Source organism: Spartinivicinus ruber, from assembly GCF_011009015.1.
In the GTDB taxonomy this organism is placed as follows: Bacteria; Pseudomonadota; Gammaproteobacteria; order Pseudomonadales; family Zooshikellaceae; genus Spartinivicinus; species Spartinivicinus ruber.
In genome coordinates, this window is record NZ_CP048878.1 from 4489158 (window position 1) to 4508708 (window position 19551).

Sequence of the window (19551 nt, forward strand, 5' to 3'; positions counted from 1 at the left end):
CACTTTTGACGGTCTCAGGAGAAAGGAGGCAAAACGGGCTGTTTGTTACCCGACAAGTGGTTTACTCCTTTCTCAACTCGGCGCTAGCCCCCGTCATTACTGAGATTCTTATGTTTTGAGAAAGGAAGAAAGGACCCCATTTTTGACAGTAAAATGACGCGAAACCGGCGAGTCTCACACCCGTTACGCTCGGATGCGCTGGGAGTACCTTTGTAACAATCATGCAATAAATAATAACAATCAGGCATGATAATAACTGCTATTAATATCAGGATTTATGGTGGTAAGGGAATAATTAAATATTGAAGAAATAAATATTACTAACAATACAGTGTGCATAGACTAACCTATAACTGATTATTTCAATAATGTTTTTGGGTTTCCTAATAACCTAGCCTATCAGCTGTGCTTTCATTAGATGGTAGTGAACAAAAAGGGACGAGGTAAACATAATGGCATTTTCTGAAGCATATTTTTTTAAACCACGAAAAAAAGGAAAAGGTCTTTTTGGAGAGCCTATAGTAAAGTACTTTTTTTGGGTATTTGTTTTTATTGCAGCATTATCTTTCGTACTTATTTTATATACTGAAGCAAAATTTTTAACATTTGACTTTTCTGCAGATGGGTTCTCAAGGTTTATCGAACTTTTTAAGTTTCCATTATTAACAATTGGAGCACTTTTGCCCATTTTAGGGCTACTGGCTGCACATTATAGATCTAGGCAAATGGAACAACAAAACATATTTACTAATCATATAAAATACTATGAATTATTTCATGAATATGTCGAAAAGAGAGTAAACTCTAATGAGGAGCCACCCTATATAGAGTTTCCCTCAATTATATACAATAGCCTATATCCCTTATCAAAACAGGGCTGTTTAACACCTAACCAGACTTATATAAGTGAAATAGCAGTCAGTTTTAGAAAAGCAAAAATAAAGGAGCAAAAGACTAATAAAAACAAGCTAAAGAATGTAATTGAAAGTATTAATGAGCTGCAGAACAAAAACAATATAAGGTTATTTAAAAAACCTATTAAACAAAACTTGGCTGGACTTGAAGTTAGCATAGAAAGATCATTATTGCTTTCTGAATATCTACCCAATATTTCAAAACTTGCTGATCTTTTTTTTATATTGTTTAGCTTTGATCCAAGTATAAAGATACCTAGTGAAATTACTGAAGTTTCTCAATACAATCTTGATCAGTTTACTGAGCTTAATGGTTTACTTCACGATGTTGTAACAAATGATCAATCACTCTGACTATTAGTTAACAGTTATTTCTCATTAGGCTCAGACAAACCATTCATCTTCTGATAAAACAAAACCGTCTCTCTTTTATCCTGCCGATGCTTATATATCCAGTTAACAACAACGGTAATCGTGGTCAGAATGATACCGATAATGACACCCCAGTCTTTGAGTGTTAGACCTGCAATCACAGTGGCTGCACTAGCGACATAAGGGGCGTTTGATATGATTTTGTCAGTTACCATGGGGCTAACCGTGTTGTCAGTTATTTACCAAATTTATTCGTTAAATACTGAACTAACACACTACGCAGTATTCGTCTAAATCCAAAGGTATCAATAAAAACAAGGGCCAAGGCATATAAGTACCATTCAGGCACGCTCTCTTTTAAAGCATCAAAGCCATCCTGAATATAAATACTCATGCCAGGCACAAAGCAAATGACTAATGGCAGGACAGTAATAATCAGCAAAAAGTCGTCTTTCCAGCCTCGCGACTGAATACTAATTGAGTCCAGCTCTGAGGCACTGATATTACCTTGCTGAATTTCGTCTAATTGCTTTTGGTGGATGGCTTGCTTGAGTTCAGCTTTGTGTTGTTTGTTGGTTAAATAGGATTGAAATAAACTACTAACGGCTGTGACGATAGTGGCTATCATTTGGCTTTCGTTTTCTGTTTAAGTAGTTTTGATAATGTTTACTATGTTGATAACAAGAGTAAATTAAAACACTTAGGGAAGGTAAAGTAGTTCCAATAAAAACGGCTGCAAGAATAATGAAAAAGTTAACTGTTGTTTCCATATTGACTGTACTCTCTTATATCTCTAACGACACTCCACCAACTTTCAACATGAAAATTAGGGCAAGTCTTTTGAGGCTCTAAATCACAATGCCCAACCACCTCAGCTTCAGGGTATTTAATGTGCCAATCGATAACCACTTTTTTTAAGCTATCAAGTTGAGCATCAGTAAACTGATCTCGACCTACTAAACAAACACCTAAGCTATGGCTATTATGGCCTTTAGCATGAGCACCGACCCAAAATTCAGGCCGACCATTTTCAATAGTGCCATCACGCTTAATTACTTTATGGTAGCCAATACCCGACCAGCCTTGTTCAATATGCCAGCGATGAATGTCTTCGGCTGAAATATCTTTGTTGTTAGGGGAATCTGAGCAGTGGACGACGAGTTTGGTGATTTTCATTTGAAGCTGGATTTGATGTATAAATTGAATTAGAGCCGTTATGGGAATTCCCATATCGGTCGATGGATAACTCTTTTTATGATGTGTATGGTGAGTTTAGTGTTAAACAACTATGGTTTTTCCGATACCTGCTTGTTTATATAAAGGCTTTGTAATTTCGTTATACCCATACTCACCAATAAGAGCGTCTTCATTGTTGTAAACCTCAACATAGTGAACAGGCTCTTCACCTGGTTTATCTTGTGATTCAAGATGAAAAATAAACTTTCCGCTTTCTGTTTTATATAAATCTACACCCGCAGTCATTCCATTGTTCGTATATTCTGTAGTGGCTATTACTGCCCCTCGAAACTCATAATCTTGTCCTCTCGTTGGGCTTAGCTTGTAATGCTTCATATTCATTTACTTTTCTCCAGGCATAAAAAAAGCCCCGTCATCTGACAGGGCTTTCTTGAATTGAGTGCTGTTGACATAAAAATAACAGCTTACCTGAAGGGTACTTTCTGGGTAATCAATTGTCAACACCTAAATTTAAAAAATTCAAAAAAAGTTTATGCCGCTTCTTGCTCAAGTGCATTACGCTCTTTTTCGCACAAGACGGACACAGGACCTAATGCTTTACTACAGTAATCATCTAAAAAGTTTTGCATCGTGGAATAAACATCACCCCAGTCACGCGTAAAGTTTTGTTTTTTTAAATCAAGTTGCTCAGCCTTTTTAGTGGTTGGCATAAACTTACCTTTCCATTGTTGTTCTTTCCGGTCATCAATCGCAACATTACATAAAGAGATTAACCGGGCACACTTTATACGGCTGTTAACGATTTTATCACCATGCTTTTGTATAACCACTTTATAAAGCCTGTCAGCAATCCTTGATTTTAACTTTTCAGCTTGTGGGTGATCAGGGGCATAACAAAACATTCCCCACTCTTTAATCGGTTGAGGAAGCTTTGCCACGATGTCTTGTACTTTACCTGCTTCCACATTCTTTGTGATACGACCTAAGTTTGTATTAAATCCTGAAGGCGTTTTACCTACTCGACTTTCGATATCAAGAAAAGCATCATGCCAGGCGACTTTTGCACTATACCATTTCATTGATGGTTACCTCTTTTCTCTTTTTGTTGCTTCGGGTAATTAAGTACTTACGCTATTTTTTTATTTTCGGGTAGCGTTAAGTAATCTTGAATCTGTTGCTTAGCCGCATCGATTCCACGACACAAGACGGCCAGATAGTCTTGACTGGCTAACCGGTTTAGCCATTCTTTTTGATTGGCTGACACTTGTGTTTTAGCTGGGGGACTGGCTTTAAACTCAATCACCAGTCCATGGTAACCACCGCGGGGCATCATGATAAAAATGTCAGGAACGCCAGCTTTAACCCCTTGCTGTTTTAATTTGTTCGCCACGGCCACATGCCGATGACCACCATTAGGCACATGAAAGGCATGACGATAAACATCAGGGTAGTTGCCATGTAACCAACGAAATAAATCAGCTTGTTCTTTTCCTTCAAGGTCGCGCATTGTTATTTACTCTCCACACATACCACACTTGCCACTCTTCAGCCCCTCAGCCGTTTTTCTCACTGCTAGGGCTAGTTCTCTACTGCCATGTTCTAAACTGTCTTCTAGCTGCTCTGCGAGCCTCTCAAAGCGTTTTGCCATGGCAATCAAGTTGGTCGTTCGTTCTTTGCTTTTCATTGTTGTTATTCTCCATTCGTTATTTCGGGTTTTACGTACTTTTGACAACCTTGTCTTTAATCTGCTTTTACTTTGTCAAAACTAAGAATCTATAAACTATTGATATATAATATAAAAAATAATAATAAATATAATAATGACAATTTTGACAATAATGACAAGGGGGTACTTAAACCCTATTTATTAGTTTGTTTTTTAAGGCCCTGCTGCGTAATTGTCATAATTGTCAAAACTCCATTTTCCCTTTATTTTTCAGCCACTTGTTTTGACACGTTAATTGGCATAATTGTCTTTATTGTCATTATTCAGCTTGCATGGCAACAAATGCATGACGAGGGCGACCAGCAATACCGTCTACACGGCCATACTTAATTAACTCAGCCGCAATGAGTGTATCTCTGATTTCCATCCTGACTTTTTTAGACCACTTAGAGAAGACACCGCGATTAAATTCGCGTTCAGTAATGCCTTTATTACCTGCGCATCGAAAAGCTTCTAATATTTCGTTGTAGTTCTTTTGATATTCACTATCCGCCATACGATGTTGGGCAGCAAATCGAGTGACATTAATACTATACGACACAAAGTCCATCGCCCACTTTACATCATCTAATTGGATATATCTAGATTTAGGGTTATTACTGAGTGCCCTGATGGAAGCCAGTTTACTTACATGTTCAAAAGCACGCGAAAAAAGTGCACGATCAACTTCATTACCTTGTTTTAATGCTGAGTGAATGATATCACGATTATAGTGGTCCACTAATTCTTTCGCGGGCTTATCAAATAATAGCCGAATGGGTTTGTCTGGTGATAGACCCACTAAATTACCCTCATCACCGGATAAGTTACTGACCTCTTTCCACCACTCTTTTAATTCTTCTGGTGCTTTAATGTCGATTTGCTGGAATTCATTATCAGCTGGATATTCATCACTGGTTTGGGTGATTAACATCCGACTAACAAATCCAGACAACACATTTTTTGATTCTAAGGCGCGCCAGAATTCTTCAGTGGCAGACGAACCATATAAAAACACATGAGGATACTCGATATCCTGGCGTGGCTTATTTTTTTGATCAGCATACTCAGTACCAATAAAGATAGAAGCTGCACTGGTATATAACTGCATTAAGTTAGTAATGATCTGTGCTTCGTGGTTGGAAGCATTCGTATGCATGACCGACTGAAGGAGCAACCCCATTTCATCAATAGGAAATAATACGTTAGGATTGTTTTTAACACGCGCTAACAACCCTTGACCACTTGCCACCCGTTCACCACCTAAGTAATCGGTTAACTGTAAATCATGCAGAATTTTTTTAAGGGCTTTACGGGGATGATCTTTACCTGAACCCGTTGGCCCCAGACACACAATATACTCATTCAGTCGTAAGCCTGTGGGTGTGCAAAATTTTCGATTCGTCAGTAAACCCACCAACATAATGGAAGCACATAACGAAAAGACCGGTTGTACTTTGGTCGCTGTGCGATTAATTAAATCAGATACCAAGCCCAACATTCCCCCCACAGTTAATAAATGACTGGGAAATTGGGGCTGATGGTGTTCTTGCTTAAAAATCTTCTCATCAGGAATGGTTAATTGCTCCTGCTGCTTTTTAAGTAAGTTATCCACCAAATTACTTTTGACCGGTTGTTGATTACCAGGCCAGCCACTTTCTTTAGCTCTATAAAAAAGTGTTTCTAACTGAATTTCATTAGGTCGATTACCAAAGCTTTTCCATTTAGCGGGCATCTCCTTTATAGCCTTAGCGTCATAATTACTGGCTTGACTAGACCACTGCTGCCATAGGCTGAAACCCGTTTCATCGTTATTTAAGTTATAGAGTGCCATACCCACTTTAACCCAATCTTCATAAGGCGTGGGGTCAATGTATTGCAAGGCATCGCATACATCCCGAAGCGTTGCCAGTGGTAAAGTCGATGCTCTATTTTTAGGAATGGTTGGCGCTTCTGGCTCGGGTACTTTAGGAATAAGACCAGAGGCTTCTATTAATTTTTCAACACTAAAAAAAGTCCCTTCATAAAATTCCGTAAAGACCTGATCTTTACGCTCAGGATGGCAAGCCGGTAACCAAAACGCACGACTCATGTCTTTACAGCTGGTATCAATATTATTCGAATCGCCACCTAATGCATTAAAAGCCCCTGTCCAAACGGCTTCCCATTCAAACGGTTTAACTGGTCGATCTAATGGAATAACCAAACGCCACTTCGGCCAGTCGTCTTGATGGCTATAAGTGGAATAACAGGCCCAGGCATAGCCCTCTAATTCAAAAGCTACATCATCAGGTAATGCCGGTGTCGTGGATTTTTCTTTGCCGACTTTATTGTCATAATCAAAAACAATAAATTGCGCGCTAATCGCATTCGCTAAACAACGGTGATTATCTTTAAAAATAGTCGGACAAAATAGCGGACCTTCTTTTAATGGTCTGACTTGGTGATTAGATAAATAGTGCTTATAAAAGTCTGGCCAGGAGTTTTCCGAGCACAGGCAGCCCTTAGCCTCATGCGAAGCGGGCAATAAGGTAAATTGCATTACCTCACCTCCTTATGAGTCAGTTGACTGTGGTTACTTAGGAAACACCGGTAGTACTCCAGTTGGGTACTAGTTAGCAAAACAGTCATCTCTAGCAGTAGTGACATCAAAGACCTACTCAGATATAGTTATTGTTCAACCAAGGGATGTGCAGAGCCTTATAGCCGTGAGGCTACTCCTTATACCTCTCCCATCTCCTTTGTTGTTTCGGGTTTAGCCGGACTTCCCTTGGGAGGTTCCGGCTTTTTGTTGTATTGGTATTTGTAATAAAAGTATACCCAAAAGTCAAGAAAGTATTTTATTTATTTGTATGTATACTATTTACATGTAACGTCTGATGTTTACTTAATGCATGAGTAACAAAAAAAGCGAGCTTAAAGATAGAATTCGAACCTTGAGACAGTCGCATAAGATGTCCCAGGAAGAGTTAAGTCGAAAGTTAGGTATTACTAAGGCTGCTATATCTGCATGGGAAACAGGAAGAAATGTTCCTACAAGCCTCGTTATTAAAGAGTTAAGCGAGCTTTTTGGCTGTCCTGTTGAGTGGATTGAATCAGATACTACAGAAATCAATGACGAACTACTTGTGCTAGATATTGAGAAGCAAAGCGAGTTCAAAGACAGACTAAAAGCTGTAAGAAAATTCCGTTTATTTACTCAAGAAGAGCTGGCAAACAAGCTAGGAGTATCAACTGCAGCTGTTGCTTCGTGGGAGATTGGAAGAAGTAAACCAAAAGAGGCAAGCTTACGACAAATTTGTAAAACTCTTGATTGCCCTTATGATTGGCTGTCGTCAGATTCAAGTGATCTAGACCCATCTTGGAAAGAAAGAGTAGATAATGAGCCACCAGACAAAGTTGACGATGCTAATCAGTTTCGCAGTAGAATATTAGATGATGCAACAGAAGCATCCGTCACCATCACTCGATTAGCATTAGAAGAAAAGCTTACCCAGTCTGACCTTAAGATGATTCTTGCTTTACTTAAAACCATTGAAGATCGTCCGTAACCCTCCCACTCCTTTCTCATCTCCCTTCTTAACTTTAAACAAAAGCTATTAAAAATCAATTTCTGATCAATATTATCAATTAGAAAAGTATTGGTTTTTGGGTGTAGATTTACATAAAAGTACACTATTTATCGGTTTGAGTATAACTATGGACGGTAACGTAATAGCAGAAGGACACTGGCAAGCGCACCTGAACAATCCGCATCTTGCCCCACGGGAAACGTTGTACTGCTTCGGTCTCCTAGCGGGTAAGTCAGATAAACAGATAGCCCGCGATTGCGAAGTCTCACCGGGCACAGTGACGCAACGAATTAAAACCGTACATTACAAGCTACGGACCCATAATCGGGCACATTTAGTGGCTGAGTTAATTCGGCTAAAAGTGGTCACCCCACTGATGATGGTATTAGCTGCATTAACACTACCTGATTTACCACTATTAACTGCCCAAGACGATGAACCGAATCAACCCCGCCAGGTTCGCATTACCCAACGACCTGTGCGGCGAGCTGATGACTTAACGACATTATTAGTATAAGGAGCCACACAATGGCCAGTATAAAGGAAGCAACTATTTATCGATTAAAAGTCCACTCTGATATGGTGGTCGAAAAAATAATGGGTGGATTACAACAATATGCATTTCAGCCATGCGGTAAAACCCAAGAGTTAAGCCATGGGTTTACACCAGTCGTGGACGATAGCTTTGTTTTAATGGGTGATCACTTGGTTTTATTTCGTTATAAAATCGAAGAAAAAATATTACCTAAAGCGGTGATTGAACACCATGCCCAAAGACGTATTGTCGAAGCCGAAGAAAAAAACGGTAAACCCTTATCAAGACAAGAAAAAGATCAAATAAAAGATGCTGTCCGTTTTGAATTACTCCCACAAGCATTTAGCCTTTATAAAACCATTGATGCCTATATTGATACCCAAAACGGTTGGTTAGTGGTGGGTAGCTGTAATACTACAGCGCTGGATTATGTCTTAGGTGCTGTTAGACAAGTAGTCAGTGGTTTTTCCAGTGAACTAATGGTGACAAAACAAGAACCCAGTTTGATCATGACCGCCTGGATATACCAGGAAGCCTTAGACTTTTCTGAATTTGAGCTAGGCGACTGCTTTAAAATCTCCAATGGTGAAGGTTCTATTACCTGTCGGAAAGAAGATTTACGCGATCAGGAAATTGTTGATTTATGTGGTACTCGCCAGGTTAAGCAATTAACCCTTGAAAGTGTGCATTACACGTTTGATGTTACCGAAAACATGCAAGTCAAAAGACTTAAAATTGATGACGCTTACACCGATTCTTTTATAAATAATGAGGAAGAAGACAAGCTTCATTATCTTCGGGTTAATGCGTTTGTCACTCAACAAACCATCAGTGAAATTATTAACACCTTAATTAAAGCGTTTGGTGGGTTGGTTGAGGAAAGATTGCCAGAAGAGCAAGCGGCATGAAACCCATGGCCACCCGATTACCCAAAACTGAACTAAAAGCCAACCAAGCATTAAGAAGGAGAAAAACCGAAGCTGAAATAATGTGGGAGAAAATCACCAGGGAGTACCACGAATTATTAAAAATTAACAACAGCCTAAGAATACGATTACGCTATCAGCTCGATAAAACGAAACATAAATTACTAAGAGAACCTGCCGGGTTCTAAACCGAATAAAAAGCTGAATTTAAAAACGCTCAAATTAGAGCCACGGCTTCTTATTGCCCGAAGAAAGTGAAGGAGAAAACAAAATGTTAGCAATCCAACAACCACAACCAACCAGCATGATAGATGAGTTAGCTACTTGCTGGGAGTTAGCCAAACAACAAGAAACCGAAGCGATAAAAAGCCGTCGTGCTATTGAAGATAAACTGATTGAATTAATTGGCCGTAAGCCAGAAGGTACTTGTAGTAAAGCAACGGAAATATTCAAGTTAAAAACTAACTCTAAGATTAGTCGCAAAGTAGATGTCAATAAATTAGCTGATGTCGCGCAGTCCATAAATCCAACCTTATTTAATAACTTGTTTCGGGTGAAGTATGAGGTCAATACCACAGCCTTTAAGGAGTTAATGAAAACCGACAGTAAAACCTACAATGTAGCAGCCCATGCGGTGATTTCCACCCCAGCCAGAACCAGCGTTAGCGTTGAGCGTGTGGAGCAATAACCATGGCCATTTCACTTGCCAGTATATCAAAAACCAATGGGATTAAGGCCCCTCGGATATTGATTTATGGGACTCATGGTATTGGTAAAACCACTTTTGCTGCCGGGGCACCGAATCCCATATTTTTATTTACCGAAGATGGTTCCGGTCAATTAGCATTAAATTCATTTCCACTGCTGACGAATTATGTAGAAGTTATTCAAGCTTTAGCGGCTCTATACAATGAACAACACGAGTTTCAGACCGTGGTGCTTGATTCACTGGATCATTTAGAACCCTTAATTTGGACCCATACGGCTCAGCAATGTAATAAAGACAGTATCGAAGACTTTGGCTATGGCAAGGGCTATATGGAAGCCTTACGTTATTGGCGTGAAATACTAGGTTGGCTCGATGCGTTACGCAATCAAAAAGGCATGACCTATATTTTAACGGCTCATACCCATATTAAACGTTTTGATAGTCCTGAAACGGATTCTTATGATCGTTACCAAATTAAGCTCAATGACAAAGCCAGTGGCTTAGTTCAAGAGTCAGTAGACTGTGTGTTGTTCTGTAATTACCAAGTCAACATTAATAAAGCGGATGTTGGCTTTGGTAAAGAAAAAGCCCGAGGTATTTCCACTGGACAGCGATTAATTCATACCGTGGAAAAACCCGCTTATATCGCTAAAAACCGTTTTAACTTACCCGAAAAAATGCCCCTTGCATGGGAGGCATTTACCAATGCACTTAACCCACAACCCTCTGTATAAGGAGAGTCACTATGGCAAGTTTTGGATTTAATACAGGTGAATACGATCCTAATGCCGGTTTTGAGGTATTACCTGCCGGTGATTATATCGCTATGTTGGTAGAAGCCGATATTAAAGCGAATTCAAAAGGCACCGGCCAATTTATTAACTGTAAATGGTTAATTACTGAAGGCGAGTTTGCTAATCGTAATATTTTTGATGCAGTCAATATTACTCACCAAAATACCATGGCGGAGAAATTAGGTCGGCAACGACTGTCGGCGATTGCCCATGCCATTGGGATTCCTGATGCCCAGGATACTGACCAACTGCTACAAAAGCCTTGTGTATTAAATTTAGGCATAAAAAATGATAAGGAATATGGTGATAAAAATATCATTAAAAAATTCACGGCTTATCAGTTTGGTATGCAACAACCGGCATCACCAGGCAGTTATCAACAAACGGCTGTGCCAACCATGCCGCCGCAACAAACTACTACGACTCAAGCACCACAACAACCCATGAATTTAGGTGGTCCTAATGGTCAACCAGTATTTAATACACCCTCATCTGAGCAAGCAGCAAAAATAGCGGTTTAATTAATCCCCACCTGCGGGTGGGAAATGACTGAATAAATAATAAGGACACACACAATGGAATCATTATTAACCGCAAATATTGACACCTATATGGAAACCAGTCTGAAAGATATTTTAGAACATATGGTATTTCAAAAAACCAGCAAAATAGAACTGAAAATCATGGGTTATGACGGAAAGCCGGAGGTCGCCATTGTGCTCGTGACAGAAAATGTGCAGACCTATCTGGATGCGATTGAGAAAACAGAAAAGGAAATTAAGCAATCGCCATAAGGACTAAAAAAGCATTGCTTCGTTAACGCGGGTTTGGGACTAGAGTACAGCAACGAAGCAATGCCAATATACGCAAGATTACAAACTATCTGACTGAGATAGGAGAAAAAAGTTTACCTCAACCACAGTAAAAAATTCTCCTAAAAACGACACTTTTAATAGCCGGTAACCAGGGAGTGACCATATGCAAATTCCTGACGCCAGTAACACAACCGTTAATGCCATTTACCAACATTACGAAAAAAATGCTGATAGTGGTTTTCGGGCACACTTGGGCGCGTCCATTATTGGTAAAGAATGCCAACGGGCGCTGTGGTATGACTTTCATTGGTGTACCCCTAGCAATCATTCGGGTCAGCTATTGCGCTTATTTGAGACTGGCCAGTTAGCCGAAGCGCGCTTTGCTGAAAACCTAAGAGCCATTGGCGTACAAATCCATACCGTAGACCCAAAGACCGGTTTGCAATATCGGGTCGTGGCTTGTGATGGTCACTTTGGTGGCAGTATGGATGGCATTGGTCAAGGTTTCCCTGAAGCCCCAAAGACACCCCATGTCGTAGAGATGAAGACTCACAGCGAGAAGTCTTTTAAGGAATTAGAAAAGAAAAAGGTTAAGGAATCCAAACCCCAGCATTACACCCAAATGCAAGTCTATATGCACCTCGGCGGATTCGAGCGAGCTTTTTATATTGCCGTGAATAAAAACACTGACGAACTTTATGGTGAACGGGTTGAATATGATCAACAGCATGCCAGGGAGGCAATTGATAAAGCATGTAATGTGATTTTTTCGAGTGCACCACCGGCAAAAATTAACGAAGACCCGAGCTGGTTTAAGTGCAAGTTTTGCGACCACCAAGCCGTGTGCCATCAAAACAAATTACCACCGGTTAACTGTCGTACCTGTATGCATTCTACCCCAGTGGCCAATGGTCAGTGGTTATGTGAGCGTTACCAACTCAATCCGACCGATGAGCAACAACGCTGGGGCTGTCAGAGCCATATGTATAACCCACATCTGTTGTATCCCTGGGCGGAAGTACTGGATAGCGGGGATTACTGGTATCAGTTTGCTATCAAAGCCACGGGGGAAATCATTACCACCGGGGAAGCACCGGAACACCACAAGAGCAGTGAATTAAGGGCCGTTTCTGACTTATCGTTATTAAACGATAAAAACGTTGAGGCCATTCGTGAGCACTTTGATGCCAAGGTGGTGGCATGAAACTTCGACCTTATCAGCAGGAAGCGATTCAGGCACTGATTGAATACTTTCATCGTGCCACTGGGAATCCGTTAATCTGTATTTCCACTGGTGGCGGTAAATCCGTGGTGATAGCCGCTTGGTGTCAGTTGGTATTAAACCAATTTCCTAATCAACGCATCTTAATACTCAGCCACGTTAAAGAAATCCTGGAGCAGAATTACAGTAAATTAAAAACCCTGGCCCCTGATGTGGATATGGGGATTTATTCGGCCAGCTTAAAACGCAAAGACAAAGACGCCAGTGTGTTATTTGCTGGTATCCAATCCGTGTATTCCAAAGCGTTTGATTTAGGTCCCTTCAATTTAATTATTGTGGATGAATGCCACTTAATTAATGCCGATAACGACACCACGATGTACAGCCAGTTTTTTACCGATGCTAAAAAGATGAATCCCAATATTAAAGTGATTGGGTTTTCAGCGACACCGTATCGGATGAAGTCAGGGTTATTAACCCATGGGGATAATGCCTTATTCCATGAGATTGTTTATGAAACCGATATTCAGCAATTAATTGATGATGGCTATTTATCTCCTTTGGTCACCAAAGGTGGCAGGCAGAAAATCGACCTTACTGGGGTACGGACCCAAAACGGCGATTATGCCACCAAGGATATGGAAAAGGCGGTTAATAAAGATGATTTAACTGATAAAGCCTTGGCTGAAATTATGGAGTTAGGGGCTGATAGAAAAAGTTGGTTGATCTTTGGAGTATCGGTTAAGCACTGTCTAGAAATTGAAGAGAAATTAAAAAAGCAAGGTGTCTCCGTGGGGATCGTCCATGGTAAGACACCTAATAAGTTAAGGGATAGAATTATTACTTTGTTCAAACAAGGTAGTATACGTTGTCTAATTTCGCAAGGTGTTTTAACGACGGGATTCGATGCGCCTAGAACGGATTTAATTGCGTTATTACGTTCGACTAAATCTGCTGGGCTGTATGTGCAGATATTAGGACGTGGATTACGGATATCGCCCGAAACCGGCAAGACTAATTGTTTGGTCCTAGATTATGGCGGCAATGTTGAACGCCATGGGCCGATTGATCAAATCAAAGTGAGGAATGCCGGTAAGAAAAAAGAGCCGGGGGAAATGCCAATCAAGGAATGCCCCAAGTGTCAGTTATTGATTCCCTGCTTTGAAAAAGAATGCCCAGATTGCGGGTATATTTTTCCCGCACAAGCCCCCCATAAAGCCACAGCCAGTAACAAAGCAGTACTGTCTGCTATGCAACAGGCCGAATGGTACCCAGTGGAAGCGGTATTTTATCAACTGCATAGCAAGGCGTTTTCGAATAACTCAGTCAAAGTGACTTATCAGTGTGGCACTGAATTTTTTGATGAGTGGGTTTGTTTTGAGCACACCGGCTTTCCGAAACACCGGGCATTAACCTGGTGGGTGCAACGGGTCGGTTATCAACCGCCATGCCCGAATGATTGTGATACGGCATTGGCCTATTTAAATAATAACAACGTTAAAACCCCATCTGCTATTCAGGTGAAACCTGAAGGCAAATACAAAAAAATAATTAATTACGAGTTTCTACCCGAGACAATAAAGGAGATGGCTTATGGAAATTAACCAGATGTATTTATCAAGAGAAAACAGAAAGGTTGTTGAGCGAATGAGGGAGTATATTAACTATTATAAGCTAGCCAAAGCAGATGGACGAAAGCCTGAAAGAATACAGTTAGAAATTAAACAATATGAAAGGCTTAGGAAAAATTTACTAACAAAGACTAATGGTAAATGCAAACCACCTTACACCCTTAACAATATCCCAGTTGTACCGGTTCAACATTAAGGAATTGCCATGTTAGCACTCTCACGAAAATACGGTCAGTCTATTTATATTGGTAACCACATCAGAATTTCATTGGGTGGGTTTAATCGGGAATCGGCCCGAGTAGGACTAGCAATCAATGAAAAACTAGAAATTAAGGAGGTGCCTTACGAACTTTATCAAAAGCTAGGTGACGATATTACCTTCTTTATTCGACATAAAGGTGGTCAAGTGTGTTTTTATTTTAATGCACCGAGAGATGTAATCATATTACGCAGTGAGCTGGAATCAAGAAATAAGCAAGTTAAATCCAATAAAGAGTTAACAGCCGCTTAAGGAGAAATCAGTGCGACTTATTAGCTTGGAAAATTATAGAAAAACTAAATTTCCTTTTGGTGATGGCCCTTCGATGGGATCCTTGCGACGACAGTGCCGTAGTGGTGATCTTGCTGGCGCTCGAAAGGAAGGTAAATTATGGTATGTGGATATCGATGTTGCCTCCTCGACGAGTGGTGATCCTCTGGTTGAGAAAGTATTAAGTGAAATAGGCATGCTATGACACCAAGACGTAGAATTAAACCGGGGCTCTGCCCCAACCTTTACGAGTCTGATGGGCTTTACCGCTATCGCCACCCTTATAAAAAAACCTGGCATAATTTAGGGCGTGATAAGGCTAAAGCCGTCAAAGCAGCTAAAGAGTTGAATGCCATATTACTGCCCAATCATGAAACGTTAATACGTGGTGTGATGGGTTTAGACAATAAAACCATCAAAGATTTAATCCTTAAATTTAAAGAAGAAATATTACCCAAGAAAGAATTAAAAGAACGTTCACTGCATGAAATCAATTATCGCTTAAATAGAGTTGAAAAAGATATCGGCCATTGGGCATTAACGAAATTATCCACACAAAAAGTTGCTTATTATTTGGATATTAACTTTAGAGGGGATGCCTATAAACAACACCGCTCAGTATTAAATCAACTCTGTCGTACTGCAGTGGTTAAAGGTTGGATGAAAGAAAATCCCGTTGAAACCACCCTCCCTACTCTGCAAGGTGAAAAAATAAAAAAACAGAGAAGCCGATTAACCGTAGAGCAATACCAAGCGATCTATCAGTTTGCAGACACTTGGTTACAAATAGCAATGGACTTGGCACTGACCACACTGCAAAGGCGGTCAGACCTATTACAGCTAAAATTCACCGATATTAAAGACGACAGATTGTATCTCGTCCAGAGCAAAACCGAAAAACATGGGGATGCGGCTAGGCTGTCTATCCATATTGGCCATGATCTGAAAGCCATTATACAACGAGCAAGGTCGAGTGGTGTGCTCTCCCCTTTCATCATTCACCGAAAGCCACTGCAACGCCAGAGAAAGCAGCTAGAGACCAAGGAACATTGGACAGCCATCACCCCACGATACTTGTCGGATGCCTTTGCTCAAGCCCGTGATAAAACGGATTTATTTACCAACATACCACAACAACAAAGACCCACTTTTCATGAAATTAGGGCTTTAGGTGGACACCTCTATGAACAGCACGGCAGGACTAAAGCCGAGGTACGTTCATTAATGGGCCACACTTCTGAAAAAATGACAGAGCACTACTTACAGGGGCATGTGGAAAGGTGGACAATGGTTGATGCTGATTTTAGGTTGGATTGGCTGGATGAATAAATAACAGTCTTGAAAAGAAAAGAGGTGAAAAATAGCAGTTTATTATGTATCAAAAGAGCCTAGAGATACTAGGCTCCAAAACAGGTGTAAAACGAATAATTAATCTTTTGGAAAAAAAATGATATCTGAACCAAGATTACTTTTATCTAAAGAAGCAAGTGCTATTTCAGATAATGTACCTTGAAAAGGATCTCTGATTGAAATTTTATTATCATCGACAGAGTCTACGACTATAAAATGAGGACCGTACATAACAATAGCAGCTCTATTAGGGCCATCTGCATTTAAATTTTCTTTTAAAGTTTTTAGGATGTTTTTACTATTCTCCTGAAAATCAGTTTTAGTATAGTCATTTGCTAATTCATTTAATTTATTCATGAACATACCTGATTCTGTGTCCATAACACTTCGCTGAAGTTTTGATATATCAACATTTTTATCCATTAATATCATGGCTAGTGATGTTGGACCGCATGCATTAGTAGTTCCCTGCTGAATAACATGAAGATTGTTATGAACAGCATAGTCAAATCCATAATCACCTTCTAAAGACTGATCAAAGTTGTCAGGAGTGACTATATTATCCATGTCTTTAATATCTACTGGAACGCCATCAAACAATTCTTGAAAATGTTTATAGTCACCTGGTTTTTTTTCAGGAAAGTACACACTGCGATCAACACCATCGGAATCTGGGATAGTGATTTTGGTAATATCAAAAAGATTACCTTTACCATCTTCATCATCATCAAATGACCCAAATATACCGTCATCCTTAGGCGCAAAGTGTTGTAGCAATTGGCTGGTAAGAGATGATTTATTATTTATATCAATTTCTAAATATTGATATCCACCCTCTTCAGAGTCATAGTACTCAATTTCTGCAGTGCCTTTTTCGGGTAAACTTTGCAAAGCAAGAGGAAAACCTGCTGGCTTTGCTGCTGTAGCTTTCGTATCAGATTCTTGCGATATTTTATTTAATCTAGCCTCTAAACCAGCTAGTGTTGCGTTAATTTCTTTTCCTTTGGTGATGTCGTGAATATGCAAATGTTGCAATAGCTTAGAAAACTTTGAGTAAAGTTTGTTCAAATTACCACTAACTTGAGCATCAAGGTTATGTGAAATTTTGTATTTAACTCCATTAACCTCAATTTTACTGTTTGAATCTTTTGCTGCAATTAAATCTGAGTTTGAAAGTGATGGGATAGAATTAGCTTGGATAGCACTAATATTCGTCATAAAAAAACCTATATTAAACACGCATAGAGTGATTCTGAGATGTTATATTGGTGTGACTAACTTCAGGATTATTTATTGATCTCTCACTTTGTAGCCATTTTATCTGCCATTCTATAAAATAGGCGACAGATGCTTCTAATGAGTCCACTGTTAATTTATCGAGATCAAGATGAAGGAAAGCAACTAACGAATTTGATTCTGGATGTTTTCCTATACCTGGTTCATTTTCGTTGAAGCTGTTAAAAGCTGTATTTAGCACTAATGTCAGCCAGGTTGTTGTAATACTCTTCGGATTAATAGTTGATAGTTCACTAAACAGTGTTATACGTTTACTATTCGAGCTGTAGCGTAAAGACAAAGGGTATTTATTATTTATAACTAAATGACAGAGCCCATCCTCATTAAGTGAAACATCAGATAAATTTGCCCTATCAGCAAACTCTTTTAGAAGTTGTTCGATATAATTATGAAACATTAGATACACCGATAAATCCTAAAGTAAAGGTACTAACTACTAAGATCCTTACTTTATATAACTGTCTTCTCTCTTAATTTACAATAGTACTATAAAGCAATATTTTCTTTTTATTATAATCAGTCCTTATTTTTAACTCTAAGCAACAAAGAGTTTAAATAAACACCCCATAGTTATATCCTTTGAAAAAGTTTTTTTCTGGAAAATAGTTTATATGGCACGCGTTTACAGAAAAGAGCAAAGTGCCTACACCGAGAATTTATACGTAGTCTCAATAGATCATAGAAAACCTTCTATTGAGATGATAGAACCACACAAACTCCACTCACTCCCACAAATTCACTTTAGGATTTAAATAAAGCCTACAATTTAAAATTTATAAGCGAAATATCGTAAAATAAATCATATTCAACATTCATTACTTTAGAAATAAAAGCTTCTCTCCTTAGTAACTTAAAAACCGCGCACCAACACAACAGAATTTCACTTCTTTAAGCGATAGATTCACTGGATGATTACCTCCATGAACAGCCAGCTTAAACAAAGCTAATGCACGTTCATAAATAGGTAAACTAAACGTCAGAATTAAGAAAGATTATTTGGTGAACTGTGCACAAGGATACTGGTTAACGAACACAAACTTTAAACATAACCAGAGGGAAAAATAGAAGTCAGTTGTCGTTTAGCAGGCTTTTCTCAAAAATTATATTGCAGGTTATTGCAGAATATTGCAGGACGAGAATGAGTCTCAATTTCAAAGACTTGTAAGTGATTGTTTTAGGGAGGAAAAATGGTCGGAGTGAGAGGATTCGAACCTCCGACCCCCACAACCCCATTGTGGTGCGCTACCAGGCTGCGCTACACTCCGAACTGCTTCGCTGTTTTGAAACAACGCTGATAATACAGAAAATCCGTTAAAGTTCAAGCGGATTTTCTGTCGTCATTTAACGGGATTTTAATACAGCGAGTACTTCTTCCAATTCAGCAATCATCTGTCGTATAAGCTGTTTATATTGCGTACGGTCTGATTTTGATTCTTCACCAGCAAGTTGATTTCTAGCACCACCAATTGTGAAGCCTTTTTCATATAACAGGCTTCTAATTTGTCTAATCATCAGCACATCTTGGCGCTGATAATAACGGCGATTACCTCGCCGCTTCACTGGCTTCAACTGCTCAAACTCTTGCTCCCAATAGCGAAGCACATGGGGCTTAACCTGGCACAACTCGCTTACTTCTCCAATTGTGAAGTAGCGCTTGCCAGGTATCGCTGGTAGTTCTTCACTGATGCTTGGTTCCAGCATATGCCTCTACTCTTGCCTTGAGTTTTTGTCCTGGCCTGAAGGTAACTACTCTTCTTGCAGAAATTGGAATCTCCTCCCCTGTTTTTGGGTTTCGACCTGGCCTTTCTCGTTTGTCCCTTAAGTCAAAATTACCAAAGCCAGACAATTTAACTTGCTCATTGGATTCCAAGGCATGACGAATTTCTTCAAAGAACATCTCCACCATATCCTTGGCTTCACGTTTATTAAGGCCTAGCTCTTCAAAAAGACGCTCAGCCATTTCTGCTTTCGTCAGTGCCGCCAT

General features: G+C 39.6%; 27 protein-coding genes and 1 tRNA gene. 15 read left to right on the forward strand and 13 right to left on the reverse strand.

Translation table 11 applies throughout. From position 1 onward, the window contains the following. The first annotated feature begins 452 nt into the window (after positions 1–452). Positions 453–1268 (forward strand): hypothetical protein, encoded by an 816-nt coding sequence (locus G4Y78_RS20365; protein WP_163834750.1) that lies wholly within the window; start codon positions 453–455, stop codon positions 1266–1268. 14 nt (positions 1269–1282) lie between these two features. Here the strand turns inward: G4Y78_RS20365 and G4Y78_RS20370 are convergent, their stop codons facing one another. The 8 genes from G4Y78_RS20370 to G4Y78_RS20405 form a co-directional block, all read right to left on the reverse strand. Next, positions 1283–1501, reverse strand: a complete 219-nt coding sequence (locus G4Y78_RS20370) for a phage holin (RefSeq protein WP_163834751.1) — start codon at positions 1499–1501, stop codon at positions 1283–1285. 20 nt (positions 1502–1521) lie between these two features. Next, positions 1522–1914, reverse strand: coding sequence for a hypothetical protein (locus G4Y78_RS20375; protein WP_163834752.1), 393 nt, complete (start codon positions 1912–1914; stop codon positions 1522–1524). Between the two features lie 125 nt (positions 1915–2039). Beyond that, a complete protein-coding gene (locus G4Y78_RS20380) occupies positions 2040–2462 on the reverse strand; it encodes an N-acetylmuramoyl-L-alanine amidase (protein ID WP_163834753.1) in 423 nt (140 codons plus the stop codon). 102 nt (positions 2463–2564) lie between these two features. Further along, positions 2565–2864 carry a hypothetical protein gene (locus G4Y78_RS20385; protein ID WP_163834754.1) on the reverse strand — a complete coding sequence of 100 codons (300 nt, stop codon included), beginning with the start codon at positions 2862–2864 and terminating at the stop codon, positions 2565–2567. A gap of 149 nt (positions 2865–3013) precedes the next feature. Then, entirely contained in the window at positions 3014–3562 is a 549-nt protein-coding gene (locus G4Y78_RS20390; RefSeq protein WP_163834755.1) for a hypothetical protein, read from the reverse strand. A gap of 47 nt (positions 3563–3609) precedes the next feature. Next, on the reverse strand, positions 3610–3990 hold the full coding sequence (locus tag G4Y78_RS20395; protein WP_163832198.1) for a VRR-NUC domain-containing protein: 381 nt from the start codon (positions 3988–3990) through the stop codon (positions 3610–3612). Positions 3991–3996: 6 nt separating this feature from the next. Then, on the reverse strand, positions 3997–4167 hold the full coding sequence (locus G4Y78_RS20400; protein WP_163832199.1) for a hypothetical protein: 171 nt from the start codon (positions 4165–4167) through the stop codon (positions 3997–3999). 301 nt (positions 4168–4468) lie between these two features. Then, a complete protein-coding gene (locus G4Y78_RS20405; protein WP_163834756.1) occupies positions 4469–6730 on the reverse strand; it encodes a PriCT-2 domain-containing protein in 2262 nt (753 codons plus the stop codon). A 352-nt stretch (positions 6731–7082) separates the two neighbouring features. On the opposite strand from G4Y78_RS20405, the gene G4Y78_RS20410 reads away from it, so the two are divergent. The 14 genes from G4Y78_RS20410 to G4Y78_RS20475 all read left to right on the forward strand — a co-directional run bounded on the left by G4Y78_RS20410 (position 7083) and on the right by G4Y78_RS20475 (position 16250). After that, complete coding sequence (locus tag G4Y78_RS20410; RefSeq protein ID WP_268935000.1) at positions 7083–7739, forward strand: helix-turn-helix domain-containing protein; 657 nt, start codon at positions 7083–7085, stop codon at positions 7737–7739. Positions 7740–7887: 148 nt separating this feature from the next. After that, positions 7888–8277, forward strand: a complete 390-nt coding sequence (locus tag G4Y78_RS20415) for a helix-turn-helix transcriptional regulator (RefSeq protein ID WP_163834758.1) — start codon at positions 7888–7890, stop codon at positions 8275–8277. Positions 8278–8288: 11 nt separating this feature from the next. Further along, on the forward strand, positions 8289–9203 hold the full coding sequence (locus G4Y78_RS20420; RefSeq protein WP_163834759.1) for a recombination-associated protein RdgC: 915 nt from the start codon (positions 8289–8291) through the stop codon (positions 9201–9203). After that, positions 9200–9409 carry a hypothetical protein gene (locus tag G4Y78_RS20425; protein ID WP_163834760.1) on the forward strand — a complete coding sequence of 70 codons (210 nt, stop codon included), beginning with the start codon at positions 9200–9202 and terminating at the stop codon, positions 9407–9409. Before G4Y78_RS20420 ends, G4Y78_RS20425 begins: the two co-directional genes overlap by 4 nt. An 83-nt stretch (positions 9410–9492) precedes the next feature. Beyond that, positions 9493–9909, forward strand: coding sequence for a DUF7173 family protein (locus tag G4Y78_RS20430; RefSeq protein ID WP_163834761.1), 417 nt, complete (start codon positions 9493–9495; stop codon positions 9907–9909). A gap of 2 nt (positions 9910–9911) precedes the next feature. Next, positions 9912–10664, forward strand: coding sequence for an ATP-binding protein (locus G4Y78_RS20435; RefSeq protein ID WP_163832206.1), 753 nt, complete (start codon positions 9912–9914; stop codon positions 10662–10664). Between the two features lie 11 nt (positions 10665–10675). Then, the gene (locus tag G4Y78_RS20440) at positions 10676–11245 is read left to right on the forward strand and encodes a DUF669 domain-containing protein (protein WP_163834762.1); all 570 of its coding nucleotides are present in this window, start codon (positions 10676–10678) and stop codon (positions 11243–11245) included. A gap of 54 nt (positions 11246–11299) precedes the next feature. Further along, on the forward strand, positions 11300–11518 hold the full coding sequence (locus tag G4Y78_RS20445; protein ID WP_163834763.1) for a hypothetical protein: 219 nt from the start codon (positions 11300–11302) through the stop codon (positions 11516–11518). A gap of 184 nt (positions 11519–11702) precedes the next feature. Then, positions 11703–12743 carry an oxidoreductase gene (locus G4Y78_RS20450; RefSeq protein ID WP_163834764.1) on the forward strand — a complete coding sequence of 347 codons (1041 nt, stop codon included), beginning with the start codon at positions 11703–11705 and terminating at the stop codon, positions 12741–12743. After that, a complete protein-coding gene (locus G4Y78_RS20455) occupies positions 12740–14365 on the forward strand; it encodes a DEAD/DEAH box helicase (RefSeq protein ID WP_163834765.1) in 1626 nt (541 codons plus the stop codon). The genes G4Y78_RS20450 and G4Y78_RS20455 overlap by 4 nt, the downstream gene beginning before the upstream one ends. Then, positions 14355–14588, forward strand: a complete 234-nt coding sequence (locus tag G4Y78_RS20460) for a hypothetical protein (protein WP_163832210.1) — start codon at positions 14355–14357, stop codon at positions 14586–14588. The genes G4Y78_RS20455 and G4Y78_RS20460 overlap by 11 nt, the downstream gene beginning before the upstream one ends. 9 nt (positions 14589–14597) lie before the next feature. Next, positions 14598–14903 (forward strand): carbon storage regulator, encoded by a 306-nt coding sequence (locus G4Y78_RS20465; RefSeq protein WP_163834766.1) that lies wholly within the window; start codon positions 14598–14600, stop codon positions 14901–14903. Positions 14904–14913: 10 nt separating this feature from the next. Then, positions 14914–15126 (forward strand): DNA-binding protein, encoded by a 213-nt coding sequence (locus G4Y78_RS20470; protein ID WP_163834767.1) that lies wholly within the window; start codon positions 14914–14916, stop codon positions 15124–15126. Continuing rightward, complete coding sequence (locus G4Y78_RS20475) at positions 15123–16250, forward strand: tyrosine-type recombinase/integrase (protein ID WP_163834768.1); 1128 nt, start codon at positions 15123–15125, stop codon at positions 16248–16250. Before G4Y78_RS20470 ends, G4Y78_RS20475 begins: the two co-directional genes overlap by 4 nt. A 99-nt stretch (positions 16251–16349) precedes the next feature. On the opposite strand, the gene G4Y78_RS20480 is transcribed toward G4Y78_RS20475, so the two are convergent. From G4Y78_RS20480 to ihfA, 5 genes are all read right to left on the reverse strand, one after another. After that, complete coding sequence (locus tag G4Y78_RS20480) at positions 16350–17489, reverse strand: cysteine peptidase family C39 domain-containing protein (protein ID WP_163834769.1); 1140 nt, start codon at positions 17487–17489, stop codon at positions 16350–16352. A 13-nt stretch (positions 17490–17502) separates the two neighbouring features. After that, positions 17503–17964, reverse strand: a complete 462-nt coding sequence (locus tag G4Y78_RS20485) for a CesT family type III secretion system chaperone (RefSeq protein WP_163834770.1) — start codon at positions 17962–17964, stop codon at positions 17503–17505. Between the two features lie 791 nt (positions 17965–18755). After that, positions 18756–18832, reverse strand: a tRNA-Pro gene (locus tag G4Y78_RS20490). A 76-nt stretch (positions 18833–18908) separates the two neighbouring features. Then, positions 18909–19268: a MerR family transcriptional regulator gene (locus G4Y78_RS20495; RefSeq protein ID WP_163834771.1), complete on the reverse strand. Its 360-nt coding sequence runs from the start codon at positions 19266–19268 to the stop codon at positions 18909–18911. Continuing rightward, entirely contained in the window at positions 19246–19551 is a 306-nt protein-coding gene (ihfA, locus tag G4Y78_RS20500; RefSeq protein WP_163834772.1) for an integration host factor subunit alpha, read from the reverse strand. Before ihfA ends, G4Y78_RS20495 begins: the two co-directional genes overlap by 23 nt.

Coding starts and splice junctions, on each gene's coding strand:
- G4Y78_RS20365 (WP_163834750.1), top strand. CDS start 453: ATGGCATTTTCTGAAGCATATTTTTTTAAACCACGAAAAAAAGGAAAA.
- G4Y78_RS20370 (WP_163834751.1), bottom strand. CDS start 1,501: ATGGTAACTGACAAAATCATATCAAACGCCCCTTATGTCGCTAGTGCA.
- G4Y78_RS20375 (WP_163834752.1), bottom strand. CDS start 1,914: ATGATAGCCACTATCGTCACAGCCGTTAGTAGTTTATTTCAATCCTAT.
- G4Y78_RS20380 (WP_163834753.1), bottom strand. CDS start 2,462: ATGAAAATCACCAAACTCGTCGTCCACTGCTCAGATTCCCCTAACAAC.
- G4Y78_RS20385 (WP_163834754.1), bottom strand. CDS start 2,864: ATGAATATGAAGCATTACAAGCTAAGCCCAACGAGAGGACAAGATTAT.
- G4Y78_RS20390 (WP_163834755.1), bottom strand. CDS start 3,562: ATGAAATGGTATAGTGCAAAAGTCGCCTGGCATGATGCTTTTCTTGAT.
- G4Y78_RS20395 (WP_163832198.1), bottom strand. CDS start 3,990: ATGCGCGACCTTGAAGGAAAAGAACAAGCTGATTTATTTCGTTGGTTA.
- G4Y78_RS20400 (WP_163832199.1), bottom strand. CDS start 4,167: ATGAAAAGCAAAGAACGAACGACCAACTTGATTGCCATGGCAAAACGC.
- G4Y78_RS20405 (WP_163834756.1), bottom strand. CDS start 6,730: ATGCAATTTACCTTATTGCCCGCTTCGCATGAGGCTAAGGGCTGCCTG.
- G4Y78_RS20410 (WP_268935000.1), top strand. CDS start 7,083: ATGAGTAACAAAAAAAGCGAGCTTAAAGATAGAATTCGAACCTTGAGA.
- G4Y78_RS20415 (WP_163834758.1), top strand. CDS start 7,888: ATGGACGGTAACGTAATAGCAGAAGGACACTGGCAAGCGCACCTGAAC.
- G4Y78_RS20420 (WP_163834759.1), top strand. CDS start 8,289: ATGGCCAGTATAAAGGAAGCAACTATTTATCGATTAAAAGTCCACTCT.
- G4Y78_RS20425 (WP_163834760.1), top strand. CDS start 9,200: ATGAAACCCATGGCCACCCGATTACCCAAAACTGAACTAAAAGCCAAC.
- G4Y78_RS20430 (WP_163834761.1), top strand. CDS start 9,493: ATGTTAGCAATCCAACAACCACAACCAACCAGCATGATAGATGAGTTA.
- G4Y78_RS20435 (WP_163832206.1), top strand. CDS start 9,912: ATGGCCATTTCACTTGCCAGTATATCAAAAACCAATGGGATTAAGGCC.
- G4Y78_RS20440 (WP_163834762.1), top strand. CDS start 10,676: ATGGCAAGTTTTGGATTTAATACAGGTGAATACGATCCTAATGCCGGT.
- G4Y78_RS20445 (WP_163834763.1), top strand. CDS start 11,300: ATGGAATCATTATTAACCGCAAATATTGACACCTATATGGAAACCAGT.
- G4Y78_RS20450 (WP_163834764.1), top strand. CDS start 11,703: ATGCAAATTCCTGACGCCAGTAACACAACCGTTAATGCCATTTACCAA.
- G4Y78_RS20455 (WP_163834765.1), top strand. CDS start 12,740: ATGAAACTTCGACCTTATCAGCAGGAAGCGATTCAGGCACTGATTGAA.
- G4Y78_RS20460 (WP_163832210.1), top strand. CDS start 14,355: ATGGAAATTAACCAGATGTATTTATCAAGAGAAAACAGAAAGGTTGTT.
- G4Y78_RS20465 (WP_163834766.1), top strand. CDS start 14,598: ATGTTAGCACTCTCACGAAAATACGGTCAGTCTATTTATATTGGTAAC.
- G4Y78_RS20475 (WP_163834768.1), top strand. CDS start 15,123: ATGACACCAAGACGTAGAATTAAACCGGGGCTCTGCCCCAACCTTTAC.
- G4Y78_RS20480 (WP_163834769.1), bottom strand. CDS start 17,489: ATGACGAATATTAGTGCTATCCAAGCTAATTCTATCCCATCACTTTCA.
- G4Y78_RS20485 (WP_163834770.1), bottom strand. CDS start 17,964: ATGTTTCATAATTATATCGAACAACTTCTAAAAGAGTTTGCTGATAGG.
- G4Y78_RS20495 (WP_163834771.1), bottom strand. CDS start 19,268: ATGCTGGAACCAAGCATCAGTGAAGAACTACCAGCGATACCTGGCAAG.
- ihfA (WP_163834772.1), bottom strand. CDS start 19,551: ATGGCGGCACTGACGAAAGCAGAAATGGCTGAGCGTCTTTTTGAAGAG.